We start from the raw sequence: 14,576 nt of genomic DNA on the forward strand, positions 1-14,576 counted from the left end.
GGGCGGCGGAGAGGCGGCGCCTTGTTGCCACCGTCTGTTTACACTCCGCTTTCAGTTCAGGGGTCCGGTGTGCCACTGCGCTTGGGCAGTGCTTCCTGCGTGCCGCTCCTCTTGAGCTGTGTTCCAGGCTGCCACCGCGCGGGCGGGCGGGTTAGAATGCGGGCACGATCGATCCAGGTCCGCAGGTGCGACCCAAGGAGACGAGCATGACCAGGGCTTTACGGTGTCTGGCGGTCCGGTGGCGGTGCGCGGCGGCAGGCGCAGCGCTGCTGTTGTGGCCCGGCCTGTGCGCAGCGGCCGACGAGCACGCGCTACTCGGGCTGATGGAGGACGAGCTGAAACTCTCGATGCAGAAGCTCGTCGGATCCGAGGACGTCAAGCCGTACTTTCTCCAGTACTGGGTCACCGACGAGGACCAAATGCGCGTCAGCGCCACGCTCGGGTCCCTGACGCAGGACCTCGCCAACCACAGCCGGGTGCTCGACGTCGATGTGCGCTGCGGCGACTACGCCCTGGATTCCACGCGCCAGATCCGCGGAGGCGGGTCGGCCGGCGGCCTGGATGCGGGTGCCCGCGGAGCGGCGAACCTGCCACTGAACGGCGACCCGCTGGCCACGCGCCAGACGATCTGGCTGACGACCGACAACCGGTTCAAGGCCGCGGTGAAGCGCCTCGCGCAGGTGAAGGCAAACGTCAAGGTAAAAGTCGAGGAAGAAGACCCGTCCGATGACTTTTCGCGGGAGCAGCCGTCTGTGCACATCGCGCCGTGGATCCGCCAGAGCGTGGACCGCGCGCAGGTCGCCCAGCGCGTCAAGCGCCTGTCCGAGCGCTTTCGCCGGGAGCCGCTGATCTACAGCTCGAGCGTCACCTTCGCGGGAGGCACGACGAACCGGCTGGCGGTGAACTCCGAGGGCAGCAAACTCCAGTTTGGCCGCGGCGCGTGGCGCATCGGCATCTCGGCGTCGACGATCGCGGACGACGGAATGGAACTGCGGCAGTTCAAGGCGTTCGACGCCGCCGCCCCGGAGCATCTGCCGGACGATGCCGACGTACAGCAGGCGGTGGACCAGGTGATTGCGGAGCTGCTGGCGCTGCGCAGCGCGCCGGTGGTCGACCCGTACATCGGGCCGGCGATCCTGATGAACCGCGCGAGCGGCGTGTTCTTCCACGAGATATTCGGCCACCGGATCGAGGGGCACCGGCAGAAGGACGTCGAGGAGGGGCAGACCTTTGCCAAGAAGATCGGGCACGAAGTGCTGCCCGCGTTCATGAGCGTCGTCGACGATCCGACGCAGCGCCAATTCAACGGGCGCGACCTGAACGGGTTCTACGAGTTCGACGACGAGTGCGTCCCCGGCCAGCCGGCGCGCATCGTCGAAAACGGCGTGCTGAAGACGTTCCTGCTGTCACGCAGCCCGACGCGCGGGTTCACCCGGTCCAACGGCCATGGGCGCCGGCAGCCTGGCGCGCAGGTGGTCGCGCGCCAGGGAAACCTGATCATCGAGTCCAGCAAGCAGGTGCCGTTCGCGCAGCTAAGGGCCATGCTGATCGAGGAATGCCGGAAACAGGGCAAGGAATTCGGGCTGCTGTTCGATGACATCTCCGGAGGGTTCACAACGACGGGGCGCTATTCCCCGCAGGCGTTCAAGGTGGAGCCGATCCTCGTGTACCGCGTGTACACCGACGGGCGGCCCGATGAGCTGGTGCGCGGCGTGGACATCGTCGGCACGCCACTGACGTGCTTCTCGAAGATCCTGTGCGCGGCGGATGACGCGGACATTTTCAACGGCTATTGCGGGGCGGAGTCGGGCTCGGTGCCGGTGTCGGCTATATCGCCGAGCATCCTGGTCGAACAAATCGAGGTCGAGAAGAAGCAGAAGGCCCAGGACCGACCGCCGATTCTGACCTCCCCCATCGCGGCGGAGCTGAGGTGACGGGCACATGCCGAGCCGCCCGAACAACGCAAGCGACCATCCGGCCGCCGGCGTCCGCGCTGGCCGGCCGGTCCACGCAGGAGAGCGCGCATGAGACAACTCGGTAACCTGGCGCTACTGGCGATGGTGTGGGGAGCGGCCCCGGTGTGGGCCGACGAGCCCGCTCAAGCGCAGATGAAGACGGACGTGGTGCTGCGCGCGCTCGTCGACGAGCTGGAGCGCAACCACGCGGAACTGACGCTCGAAGACCTGGCACGCCCGTACTTCATCGAATATGGACTGACGGATTCGAACCGCTGCGCCGTCGTCGCGGAACTGGGCGCGGTCACCAGCCGCGCCGACAGCCGCAGCCGCGTGCTGATGACCGATGTGCGCGTGGGATCGTATGAGCTGGACAACAGCAACTTCCAGGGCGGCGGGTACGGTGGCCGCCGCGGCATGTCCGACGCCGACCTGCCGCTCGAAGACGACTACCAAGCGATCCGGCAGGCGATCTGGTGGGCCACCGATCGCAACTACAAGGACGTGGTCGAGACGCTCGTGCAGAAGCAGGCGTTCATGGAAAGCAAGCTGATTGAGGACAAGCCAGACGATTTCACGCGCGAGACGCCGGCCGTGTACTTCGAGGACCGCATCGACCTGGCCCTCGAGACCGCTGGCTTCGCCGACCTCGCCACCGAGCTGTCCGCCGTGTTCCGGGAATTCCCGGAGGTGCAAAGCAGCGGCGTCAGCATCAACGCCTATGCCGGCAATCGCTACCTGGTGAACACGGAGGGCTCGCGGTTGCGCACGGCCGGGCAGCGCTTCTCGATCGCCGTCAATGCGACCGTGCAAGCCGACGACGGCATGAAATTGGCGGACGCGTTCACGGTCTACGGCCGCGCGGCGGGGGAGTTGCCGCCGCGCGCGGAGCTGCTGGCCCGCTGCCGGCAGATGGCCACGCAGTTGAGCGCGCTGCGGAGCGCGCCGGTGCTGGACTCCTACACCGGCCCCGTGTTGTTCGACGCCGAGGCCGCCGCAAGCATCTTCGCGCGGCAGTTCAGCGCCGCGTTCGCCGGCGGACAGCGTCCCATCGGCAGCCGCACGAACCCCGACGACTTCGCGAACATGCTGAACAAGCGCATCTTGCCGCGGTTTCTGCACGTGGTGGACAATCCAGCCCTGCAGCAACTCGCCGGCATGCCGGTGATGGGCCACTATGTCTATGACGACCAGGCGGTGAAGGCCCAGGCCGTCACGCTGGTGGAGGGCGGCCGGCTCAAGGCGCTGCTCATGTCGCGCAACCCCTCCAAGGAGTTCAAGCAGTCCAACGGCCACGGGCGCGGGACGTACGGTGCGCGGGCCGGCATCGGCTGCCTCGTCGTCTCGGCCCAGCCACCCACCGATGCGCCGGACCTGCGGCAGGAACTGCTCGACGCCTGTGCCGAGGAAGGCCTGGAATTCGGGATCCGCATCGCCTCACTGAGCAGCGCCGTGGACGAGGCCCTCCCGCGCGGCATGCGCGGCCGCGGCGTCGACGTGGCCGAACTCATGGCCCGCCGCAGCGCCGGCATCACGCCCCTGGCCATCTACAAGGTGTATCCGGACGGGCGCGAAGAGCTGGTGCGCGGGGCGGAGATCGCCCGCATCGATCTCAAGGCCTTCAAGCGCATACTTGCCGCCGGCGACACACCCTTCGTGCTGAACTCAGCCAGCGGCGGCGCTTATCAGACCGTGGCCGCGCCGGCGCTGCTGTTTGAAGAACTGGATTTGGCGAAGATCGATCGCGACTTCGACAAGCCGCCGATCCTCCCGGCCCCGCTGGCCCGCCAGCCATAACCCCGCGCGCGGCGCGCGAAGGAGAGAGCGACATGGCAAACCCGGAGCAACTGCGTCCAGCCGTGCGGAAGTTCCTTGCGCAGGACCCGGTCCGCATGTTCATCGGGGGCCAGTGGGTCACGGCGGCAGAAGGCGGGACGTTCCAGACCGTGGATCCCGGCGACGGCAGTGTGCTGGCCACCGTCGCCGAGGGCCGGGCCACCGACATCGATCGTGCGGTGAATGCCGCCCGGACGGCGTTTCGCAGCAGCGGCTGGGCCAGCATGACGGTGCAGGAGCGCAGCGTGCTGCTGCACCGGCTGGCGGACCTGGTCGATCAAAACCGGGCCGACCTCGCGCAGCTCGAGTCGCTCGACGTCGGCAAGCCGCTGCCGCAGGCCGACGGTTTTGATGTGCCCAACGTCGCCCAGACGCTGCGCTGGTACGCCGATCTGGCGGTGCACACACGCCGTCGTGAGCCCATCCCCGTCTCCGGCTACGACGCGCAGCAGATTCGCGTGCCGTATGGCGTGGCAGCATTCGTGCTGCCGTGGAACTTCCCGCTGCTCCTGGTCGGCTGGAACATCTCGCCCGCCCTGGCCGCCGGCAACACGGTGATCATCAAGCCGGCCGAGGACACGCCGCTGAGCACGCTGTACTTCGGCCAGCTCGCCGAGCAGGCGGGCCTGCCGGCCGGCGTCATCAATGTCGTGCCGGGCTACGGCGAGACCGCTGGCAAAGCGCTGGCGGAGCATCCCGGGATCAACCGCATGGGCTTCACCGGCTCGCCGGAAGTCGGGCGGCTGATCGCCTCCGCGTGTGGCAAGAATCTCGTTCCGGTGAAGCTGGAGCTGGGCGGCAAGGGTGCGGCGGTCGTGTTCGACGACGTGGCGCCCAAGGCGGTGGCGGAAGCGCTGGTCGGCGCGGTGACGCTGAACACCGGGCAGGTCTGCTGCACGGCGACACGCTGGGTGCTGCACGAGCGCATCTACGACGAGCTGGTGGCTGCCGCTCGGCAGCAGATGGAGCAGATCCGCATCGGGCACGGGCTCGCGGCCGACACGCAGATGGGGCCTGCGGTCAGCGAAAAACAGCGCCGCCGCATTCTCGGCTACATCGAACGGGGTGCGCAGACCGGCGCCGCCGCCGTTCTGCCCGGCGGTCCGGCCGAGGTACCCGGCCACGCGCGCGGCTTCTACGTCAAGCCGGCCCTGCTGGCGGGCGGCCCGGACAATATCTGCGCCCGTGAGGAGATCTTCGGCCCCGTGGCGTACCTGCTGAAGTTCCGCACGGAGCAGGAGGCCATCGAGCTGGTGAATCGGTCGCCGTACGGATTGGCGAACAGCGTGTGGTCGCGCGACCTGGGCCGGGCGCAGCGCGTCGCGGAGACGCTGGTCGCGGGCAATAGCTGGATCAACGCCCACAACCTGTTTCCGCACGGCGTGCCCTACGCGGGCTGCAACCTGTCCGGCTGCGGCGGCGGCGTGCTGGGGGCCGACACGCTGTCGGATTACCTGCGCGCGCAGTCGATCGTGCGACCGCTGAGCTGAGCCTCTTTGGGCTACAAGGACTGCTGCGCTGGACCCATGCACATACTGCCTGTCTATCATCGCATTCTGCTTCTGACTGAAGGTCAGCTCGGCGTGTTTTCGTCGAAGACGGCCGCGTCACTCCTGCGCTACCGCGGGAATGACGTCGTGGGGGTCGTTGATTCGGCCGCCGCCGGGAGGAACATTGCGGACTTCATCCCCTGGGCGCCGCCCGTGCCGATCGTTCCGGACATCGCCGCCACGGCACCGCTGCAGCCCGATGCGCTGTTCGTCGGCGTGGCCCCGGTCGGCGGCGCGCTGCCGGACGACATGCGTGCGCCGGTGGTGGCGGCCCTGAACGCGGGCATCGACGTCGTCAGCGGCATGCACGGCTTTCTGAGCGATGACCCGGAGCTGGTCAGCCTGGCGGCCCGGCGCGGCGCGCGGCTACTGGACCTGCGCCGGCCGCCGGCCGACCGCGTGGTGGCAAGCGCGCAGGCGCTGCACACGCGCTGCCGGCGCGTCCTCACCGTCGGGACCGACTGCAACGTAGGCAAGATGGTCGCGGCGCTGGAGCTGACCGCCGCCGCCCGGCGGCGCGGCGCCGACGCCCGATTTTTGGCGACCGGGCAGACGGGCATCATGATCGCCGGCCGCGGCATCTCCGTGGATGCCTGTGTCGCCGACTTCACCGCCGGCGCGGTCGAGCAGCTTGTGCTCGACGCCGCCGATGCTGACATCTGCTTCGTCGAGGGCCAGGGCAGCGTCGCGCATCCGGGCTACTCGGCGGTGACGTTGGCGCTGCTGCACGGTGCCTGCCCCGACGCGCTTGTGCTGGTGCATCAGCTCGGCCGCACGCACTACAAGGCCCCGCCCAATGGCCCCTTGCCGGCCATGCGTCGCCTGATCGACGTCTACGAGCAGACCGCCGGACTGCTGCACCCCGCGCGCGTCGTCGCACTGGCCGTGAACTCGGTGGGGCAGACGGACGCGGCGGCCCGCGCCGGAGTGTCCGCGCTTGAACGTGAATTGGGCTTGCCGGTGGCCGATCCGGTGCGCGATGGCTGCGACCGGATCCTCGACGCCGTGTTAGGCGGGTAAGCTGCCCGGCGCGCCCACATCGAGCACGAGCAGCGTGGCGTCGTCCGCCGGATGCAGCGAGCCTTCGCGGCAGTCGAGGTACTCCCCGACGGCGTCAACGAAATCGGGCGCGCGGAGCCGCGCCCAGCGCCGAAACTGGGCGGTGAACGCCGCCCGCTCGTCGTCCGGACCACCCGGGACGAGGATGGCGTCCTCGAGACCGTCGGAATAGAAGACCACCTTGTCGCCGGGCGCGAGCGGCACACATACTTGCTCGAACTCGGCGGGAATATCCGCCAGACCGAGCAGGGTGCCCGCCGAACGCACTTCGCCGATCGAGCCGTCGGCGCGGATGTGAATCGGGTACGGGTGTCCGGCCCGCGCCAGATGCAAGGCACTCCGCCCCGCGTCCACCACGCCATAGGCGGCCGTCACGAACTGCGAGTTGGGCAGCTTCTGGCGGAGCAGGCACTGGTGCAGGGCGTCCAGGGCCTCGGCCGGCTCGACAATCGTGTACGAGTCGCCGTGAACCCGCTTGGAGATCAGCGCCTGCCGCAGGAACATGGTCACCAGTCCCGCGGCGACGCCGTGCCCCATCGCATCGGCCACGAACATCCCCAGGTGGTGCTCATCGATCCGGAAGGCGTCGTACATGTCGCCGCTGATCCAGCTCGCGGGCCGGAAGAACGCCCCGAAGCCCATCACCGACACGGTCGGCAGCTCGCGCGGCAGGAGGTCGCGCTGCAGACGGCCGGCCAGCCGCATTTCCTGGTCGATCTCGGCAAAGTAACGATTGAGCTGCTCGCCCAGGCGATGGAGGTGGACCAGCTCGCGTTCCATGCCCTTCATCAACGGAACGTAGTGCGCCAGCGTATCGACCTTGCCGGCGATCTCATCCAGCCCGGCCTCAGGCGCGACCCACTCCACCAGCGGACCGCCCGCGCGCTGCAGCTCCTTCTCCGCCCCCCAGACAACCGTCGGCACCTGCCCGCCGACGAGCCGCCGGAGAGCCTGCGCGACCGCTGCGCCCTGCGCGGCCGGCATCTGCGGCCCCAGGACCACGACCGCGACGTCCGCCGCGATGGGCGTGTCGCCGGCGATGCGCCCGTCGGCGGTGTCGAGACACTCCGGCGTCAGGCCGCGCTGGCGCAGCCGCGCGTTCAGCGGACCAGCACGGTCCGCGGCTCCAGCAAGGACCCAAACGACAGATTGCTTACCCATTGAACGCTACCAACCTTCCCACGCGGGTCCTGACCGCCGGACCGCGCCCGAAAGTGGAGTCGTCCGGAACCGGGGACGGCTTGACCCATGATTCCGGCTCCGCTTCCACTCGAATCAGCCATGCGCCGCCGCGTGCGGCGCCTTAGCGGACGCGTTCGGGTGGGGTCCGGCAAATAAGGCCACGGCGGGCCAGATCTCCCGACGGGGATCGGTTGGCAGCCGAATCAGCGGGGCTGGCACGGCAAAGGCCGATGGACGGTGCGGCCGGCGGGGCGGTCGAGGCTCCGACGCGGCGGAGGACCTGCGTGGTCGCAGCGTCCGGGAAAAGCTTGACGCGCGGGGGCTCGGACGGTTACCTATTTCAGCGGGCCGACGGGGTGATCGTCCGGACGCGGGGACGGTCGATCGGGGCTGCTGCGCAGGTCGCGCCCCGTTTGAGACCAGTGGAACGTGATCGGGTCGCCGCGCGGCGCGGCAGGCAGGAAGACTGGAGATGAGCATTTACCTCGGCATCGACGTGGGAGCGGTCAGCGTGAAGGCCGCGCTGGTTCTGCCGAAGGGACGCAGCGCCGAAATCCTGGACGCCCCCGAAGCCGCGGCGTTGCTGCGCAGCCTGCCGATCCCGGACACCAGCGACCACGCCGTGCTGGTGGCCGGTCACCGCCGGACGCGCGGGCAGCCGCTGGAGGCCGCGCGGGAGCTGCTGGCGGCGATCCTGCGGTGCGTGCCGGCGGAGCAGGTGAGCTGCCTGACGCTGACGGGCTCAGGTGCCGCGTTGGCCGCGGAGGCCCTCCAGGCGCGAACGTGCAACGAGTTCCAGGCCTGCGCCCGTGCCATGAATCTGCTGCATCCGAACATCCGGACGGTCTTCGAGATCGGCGGCGAGTCGAGCCGCTATCTGCGGGTCGAGCCCGACCCCGCGAGCGGGGCACTGGGGATTCTGGACTACAGCACCAACGGCGACTGCGCGGCCGGCACGGGGGCCTTCCTGGACCAGCAGGCCAAGCGGCTCAAGTACGCGGTCGAGGACATCGGCCGGATCGTGGCGCAGGCCGAACGGGCGGCGCAAATTGCCGGCCGCTGCAGCGTGTTTGCCAAGAGCGACATGATCCACGCGCAGCAGAAGGGCTTCTCACCGGCCGAGGTGCTGCGGGGGCTGTGCAACGCGGTGGCGACCAACTTCAAGGCGGCGGTGGTCAAGGGGCGCACGCCGGTGCCGCCCGTGGCCTTGCTGGGCGGCGTATCGGCCAACAGCGCGGTAGTGCGGGCGCTACGCGAGGTCTTTGAGCTGAACGAGGAGCAGCTCTTGGTGCCGGCGGCGGCCGAATCGCTGCCGGCGATCGGGGCGGCGCTGGCGGGCACGGACATGGCCGGCGAACAGCGCGACGCACGCGCCCAGCTCGCCCGGCTGAGCATGGCAGCGGAACGCGACGACCAGGCATTTCCACGCATGCCGCCGCTGACGCTGGAGCGCGTCACCCTGCTGCGCGACCAGGTGAAGCCCTACCGCTTTCCGGAGCGCGGCACGCAGGTGGATGCCTACCTGGGCCTGGACATCGGCTCCGTGGGCACGAAGCTCGTGCTGATCGACAGCCACGGCGACGTGATTCACTCGATCTTCACGCGCACCGACGGGCGGCCAATCGAAGTCGTGACGCGCTGCCTGCGCGAGATGGAAGAAGCCGTCGGCTGGGGTGTGCGCGTCTGCGGCGTCGGCTCGACCGGCAGCGGGCGGGAACTGGTCGGGGAGCTGGTGGGCGCCGACAGCATCACTGACGAAATCACGTGCCACAAGACCGGTGCGACCTTCGTCGGCGACCGCTTGCTCGGCCGGCGTCCGGATACGATTTTCGAGATCGGCGGACAGGACAGCAAGTACATCAGCCTGCAGGCGGAGCCGGAATCCGCGGCCGCCGACCCCGCGCGCGGGCCGGCGCTCGAGTCCGAGTCGATCGTCGTCGACTTCACGATGAACGAGGCCTGCGCCGCCGGCACGGGGAGCTTCCTGGAGGAACGGGCCGAGGAGCTCGGCGTCTCGATCAAGAACGAGTTCTCGGCGCTGGCGCTCAGTTCGCGCCGGCCGATCAAGCTCGGCGAGCGCTGCACGGTGTTCATGGAACGCGACGTGAACACGTACATGCAGCGCGGCGCGGACCGCGCGGACGTCATCGCCGGGCTTGCCTACTCGATCGCGCACAACTACATCAACCGCGTGGTGCGCGGGCGGCCGATCGGCGACTGCATCTTCTTCCAGGGCGGGACGGCGTACAACGACGCGGTCGCCGCCGCGTTCAGCATCATCTGCAAGCGCGAGATCATCGTCCCGCCGCACAACGCCGTACTGGGGGCGATCGGCGCCGCGCTGTTGGCGCGCGACAAGATCGCGGCGACCGGCACCCGCACGCGTTTCCGCGGCTACGACATGACGCAGGTGGACTACACGCTGCGCGAGTTCACCTGCCACGGCTGCGGCAACCAGTGCTCCATCCAGGAATTCAACGTCGAGGGCGAGAAAACGTTCTGGGGCGACAAGTGCTCGGACCGCTTCCGCAAACAGGTCAAGACCGAGCGCAAGCCGACCATCCCCGACCTCGTCGCGCTGCGCCACGAGCTGCTCTGCGCGGACGACACCGGCGATCCGGCGGGCGCGACCACGACGATCGGCATCCCGATGGCCATGTACGCCTGGGACCTGCTGCCGCTGTGGCGACGCTTCTTCCGCGCGTGCGGCTTCAAGGTGCAGATCTCGTCCCCTACGAACCGCCAGATCGTGCGGCACGGCCTCGACGCGGCGGTCGCGGAGCCCTGTTTTCCAATCATCGTCGCCCACGGGCACGTGGCCGAGCTGATCGAAACCGGCGTGGATTACATTTGGCTGCCGAACCTGATCAGCATGGAGCCGCGGCAGCCGGGGCTGGAGAGCTACGTGTGCCCGTGGGGGCAGACGCTGCCGTTCGTGATCCGCCAGGCACCGCGGTTCCGGGCGTGGCGCGGTCGCATCCTGTGCCCGACCGTGAGTTTCCAGGATGGGCCGTCCGCCGTGCGCCGGGCGCTGATCCGCGCGGCGCGCGAGCTCGGCGTCCGGGCCAGCGTGGCGCGCCGGGCGCTGCAGGCGGGCCTGGAGGCCCAGCAACAGTTCCGCGACGCGTACCTGGCGGCCGGTCGCGACGCCCTCGCGGCGCTGACCGCCACCGGCGACGCCGGCATGGTCCTCGTCGGCCGGCCCTACAACATGCACGACGCCGGCGTGAGCCTTTCCGTGGCGCGCAAGCTGCGGGACCAGTATGGCGTGAACATCCTGCCGGTCGATGCCCTGCCGGTGGCGGAGATCGACTCGCGCGACATCTGCGACAATATGTACTGGTCCTACGGCCGGCGCATCCTGGCCGCGGGCAAGCTCGTCGCGGCCCATCCGAACCTGCACATGATCTACGTGACGAACTTCAAGTGCGGGCCCGATTCGTTCCTGAAGGGCTTCGTCCGCCCGGCCGCGGAGGGCAAGCCTTTCCTGACACTGCAATTCGACGGTCACTCCAATGACGCCGGCATGATGACGCGCTGCGAGGCGTACTTGGACAGCAAGGGAATACTCCGATGGTGGCGAACGTCTCAGAGCAAACCCGCCGACCAGGTCTTGCCGGGCGCACCCTCTACATCCCCCGGATGGCGTACGCCAGTGCGCGGCTGATGGCGGCCGCCTTTCGCTCCGTCGGCATCGACGCCCACGCCACCCCCGAATCCGACAGCGAAACGCTCGAGCTGGGCGGTCAGTTCAGCAGTGGTGAGGAATGCCTGCCCCACAAGATCACCCTGGGCGACTTTCTCAAGCTCTGCCGTGAGCCGGGGGCCGATCCAGCTCGACTGGCGTTTTTCATGCCGCGGGCGCCGGGCCCCTGCCGCTTCGGGCAGTACGCCCCCTACCTGCGGCAGGTGCTCGCCGAGCAGGGCTTCGGCGCGGCGCTCGTCGTCTCGCCCAGCAGCGCGGACGGCTACGACGGCATCGGCGAACACGCCGGCGAGCTGATGCGCACCGCGTGGTTCGCGATCGTGCTCGGCGACCTGGCGACGCGGTTTCTGCTGAAGACGCGCCCGTACGAAATCCACGCCGGCGAGACCGACGCCGCTTTCGAGCGCTCGATCGACGAATTCGGCGCCACGCTCGCCCGGCCGGGGCTGAGCTCGAACGAGCGCGTGGCGGAGCTCACCCAGAACGTGGTGCGCGTGCGCGACCGCTTTCGTGCCATCCCCGCGCGCTATGTCAAAGGTCGCCCGCTGGTCGGCGTCGTGGGCGAGATCTACTGCCGCCTGAACACGTTCAGCAACGACGACGCCGTCCGCCGGATCGAAAAGCTGGGCGGCGAATGCTGGCTGTCCGACATCTCGGAATGGGTCTGGTACACGAACTGGGCCCGCGAGACCGACTCCGCCCGCGACCACGGCCGGCTCACCGCCGAATACCTGCGGCTGAAGTTGAAATCGCACGTGCAACATCAGTATGAGCACACGCTGCTCGCCCCGGTCCACGATGACTTCAAAGGCTACGAGGAGCCGCACGACATCCGTGAGGTCCTCGCCGGCTCGGAGCCCTACCTGCCGGGCACCGGTGCCCTGGGCGAAATGACCCTCAGCGTCGGCAAGGCCGTCTACTTGTACAACAAGGGCGCCGATGGCATCATCGACATCAGCCCGTTCACCTGTATGAACGGCATCGTCAGCGAAGCCGTGTACCCGGCGGTCAGCGCCGAGCACGACGAGATCCCGATCCGCTCACTGTATTTCGACAAGGTCGGCGGACACATCGACCGTGACCTGGAGATCTTTCTCGACCTGGCCCGCGCGTACCAACGCCGCAAGCGGCGACCGCGCGTCTACCCCGCGTACTTCGCGTGACCACGGTCGCCGGCGCCCAACGGACCCGGCGGCCGCGTGTCTACGTTAGACGGAGTCCACGATGCGGCACTCAGAGCTGAACGCGTCAACCACGACCCCCGGCACGACTCCGACCGCGGCGACGCCCGAAGCACCGCCGCAGGACGGAACGCTGTGCCCATTCGTGGGTGTGCCGCCCATCGACGCGCCTCGCACGGACGGGAGCGCACAACGCTCCGGACAACTGCACCGGCCGTTCGATACGATCCACCGCACGGCGGTCCGTGCCGACGGCGCGCGTACGGCCCTGGAGTGCTTCAAGGTCGCGATGCGCCGGTACGCGCCCGTGCAAAAGGGTCGCGCCGGGCTGCCGTGGGCCGGCCAGTGGCAATGTGGCGGGTGCGGCCAGACCGTCCCGGGTGAGCTGGTGTACGACGCCGGCGACGACTCGATCTACCTCTCCACCACCTGTGCGGAATGCGGTCCGCGTCGTGAGCGACACCACGATGTGCTGTTCGTCCGACATCCGCGCGGTCCGCGGCACGCCCGCCAGCCACAGCGGACGCACTCCGGCGCGCCGATCCACCCGATCATCACGGAACTGCCGAAGACCGTCGAGACGCTCTGCCCGGAATGCGCGTGTCTGATCCTGGGGCGGTACTTCATCCACGACAACGCAGTCTGGATCGAGAAGACCTGCCCGGAGCATGGCTACTTCCGCGACAAGGTCAACAGCGACGTCGCGCTGTACCTCAAGGGCACGCGGGCGGGGTACCAGGATGAGCGCGGCGTATACGAACCGCAAGTCGAAGGCGCCAGCGCGTGCCCGACCGATTGCGGGCTGTGCAACCAGCATCACAGCGCCTCGTGCCTGGCCCAGATCGACCTGACCAACCGCTGCAACCTCACCTGCCCGGTGTGCTTCGCCAGCGCCAATCAGGCGGGCTACCTGGCCGAGCCGACGTACGAGATGGTCGTCGAATACCTGCGCGCGCTCCGCAACCAGCATCCGTACCCGGCGACCGCGATTCAATTCACCGGCGGCGAGCCGACGCTGCACCCCGACTTTCACCGGATCGTGCGGACTGCGTGCGAGATGGGCTTCTCGCACGTGCAGATCGCGACGAACGGACTGCGCATCGCCGATCCCGAGTTCGCGGCCCGCGCCGCCGAAGCCGGCCTGCACACGCTCTACATGCAGTTCGACGGGCTGGACGACGAGCAGTACACGCGGTTACGCGGGGCGCCGCTGCTGGAGAAGAAGCTTCGCGCGGTCGAGAACTGCCGCCAGACGGGCATGAAAATCTGCCTCGTACCCACGATCGTCAAAACGGTCAACGACGACCAGGTGGCGCCGATCTTCCGGTTCGCCGTCGAGCACGCGGACGTGGTCAGCGCCATCTCCTACCAGCCGGTCGCGTTCACCGGGCGAATCAGCCACGCCGAACTCGCGCAGAAGCGCTATACGCTGGGCGACCTGGCGCACGACCTGGCGGCGTGCAGCGGCGCCGATGTGGCACGCGACTTCTTCCCGCTGAACTTCATGACGCCGCTCGCACGGGTCATGCAGACGCTCGACGGCAAGCCGAAGATCCGGCCAAGCTGCCACAGCGATTGCGCGTTCGGCACGTATTTCTTCGTCACGCCCGACCGGCAGGCGATTCCCGTGCCGAAGCTATTCGACATGGCGCGGCTGATGCACGGGTTCAACGAGCTGGCGGCGCGGATCGAGCAGCAGCGCCCGACGGCCCTGGCGAACTGGAAGGACAAGCTGGACCTCGTCCTGACGTTCCTGGGCAGCTACCGCTGGACGGAGCGCGACTTTCGCGTCACGCCGTTCACATTCATGCATGCGCTGCGCGGGCTGACGAACAAGGCCGTGGGCCGCGGCGCAGCAGGCCGGAAGACCTACCGCACGCTGATGGCCGCGGGCATGCACTTCATGGACCGGTACAACTACGACACCGAGCGGATCAAGCGCTGCGTCATCCTCTACAGCACGCCGGACGGGATGTACCCGTTCTGCACGATCAATGGCGGCCCGACGTACCGCCCGTACCTCGAGCAGATGATCGCGCAGCCCTTGGCCTGACGCGCCCACGGTCAAATCCGTAACTGCATCAATCGCATGGCGTTATGGCCCCGC

8 protein-coding genes are annotated in these 14,576 nt (G+C 68.6%); 7 read left to right on the plus strand and 1 reads right to left on the minus strand.

Going from position 1 to position 14,576, the window contains the following annotated elements; translation table 11 throughout:
• The first annotated feature begins 206 nt into the window (after nucleotides 1-206).
• From KA383_18855 to KA383_18870, 4 genes are all read left to right on the plus strand, one after another.
• Nucleotides 207-1,934 carry a hypothetical protein gene (locus KA383_18855; protein ID MBP7748178.1) on the plus strand — a complete coding sequence of 576 codons (1,728 nt, stop codon included), beginning with the start codon at nucleotides 207-209 and terminating at the stop codon, nucleotides 1,932-1,934.
• Between the two features lie 90 nt (nucleotides 1,935-2,024).
• A complete protein-coding gene (locus KA383_18860; protein ID MBP7748179.1) occupies nucleotides 2,025-3,752 on the plus strand; it encodes a hypothetical protein in 1,728 nt (575 codons plus the stop codon).
• A gap of 32 nt (nucleotides 3,753-3,784) precedes the next feature.
• Complete coding sequence (locus KA383_18865; protein MBP7748180.1) at nucleotides 3,785-5,281, plus strand: aldehyde dehydrogenase; 1,497 nt, start codon at nucleotides 3,785-3,787, stop codon at nucleotides 5,279-5,281.
• Nucleotides 5,282-5,317: 36 nt separating this feature from the next.
• Nucleotides 5,318-6,361 carry a DUF1611 domain-containing protein gene (locus KA383_18870; protein ID MBP7748181.1) on the plus strand — a complete coding sequence of 348 codons (1,044 nt, stop codon included), beginning with the start codon at nucleotides 5,318-5,320 and terminating at the stop codon, nucleotides 6,359-6,361.
• Here the strand turns inward: KA383_18870 and KA383_18875 are convergent.
• Nucleotides 6,350-7,561: a SpoIIE family protein phosphatase gene (locus tag KA383_18875; protein ID MBP7748182.1), complete on the minus strand. Its 1,212-nt coding sequence runs from the start codon at nucleotides 7,559-7,561 to the stop codon at nucleotides 6,350-6,352. The two genes, KA383_18870 and KA383_18875, sit on opposite strands and share 12 nt — an antisense overlap.
• 493 nt (nucleotides 7,562-8,054) lie before the next feature.
• On the opposite strand from KA383_18875, the gene KA383_18880 reads away from it, so the two are divergent.
• The 3 genes from KA383_18880 to KA383_18890 all read left to right on the plus strand — a co-directional run bounded on the left by KA383_18880 (nucleotide 8,055) and on the right by KA383_18890 (nucleotide 14,522).
• Complete coding sequence (locus KA383_18880; protein ID MBP7748183.1) at nucleotides 8,055-11,249, plus strand: hypothetical protein; 3,195 nt, start codon at nucleotides 8,055-8,057, stop codon at nucleotides 11,247-11,249.
• Nucleotides 11,225-12,451 carry a hypothetical protein gene (locus KA383_18885; protein ID MBP7748184.1) on the plus strand — a complete coding sequence of 409 codons (1,227 nt, stop codon included), beginning with the start codon at nucleotides 11,225-11,227 and terminating at the stop codon, nucleotides 12,449-12,451. The genes KA383_18880 and KA383_18885 overlap by 25 nt, the downstream gene beginning before the upstream one ends.
• Before the next feature lie 61 nt (nucleotides 12,452-12,512).
• Nucleotides 12,513-14,522, plus strand: a complete 2,010-nt coding sequence (locus KA383_18890) for a radical SAM protein (protein ID MBP7748185.1) — start codon at nucleotides 12,513-12,515, stop codon at nucleotides 14,520-14,522.
• Nucleotides 14,523-14,576: the final 54 nt, after the last annotated feature.

It is taken from the genome of Phycisphaerae bacterium, from assembly GCA_017999985.1.
In the GTDB taxonomy this organism is placed as follows: Bacteria; Planctomycetota; Phycisphaerae; order UBA1845; family Fen-1342; genus JAGNKU01.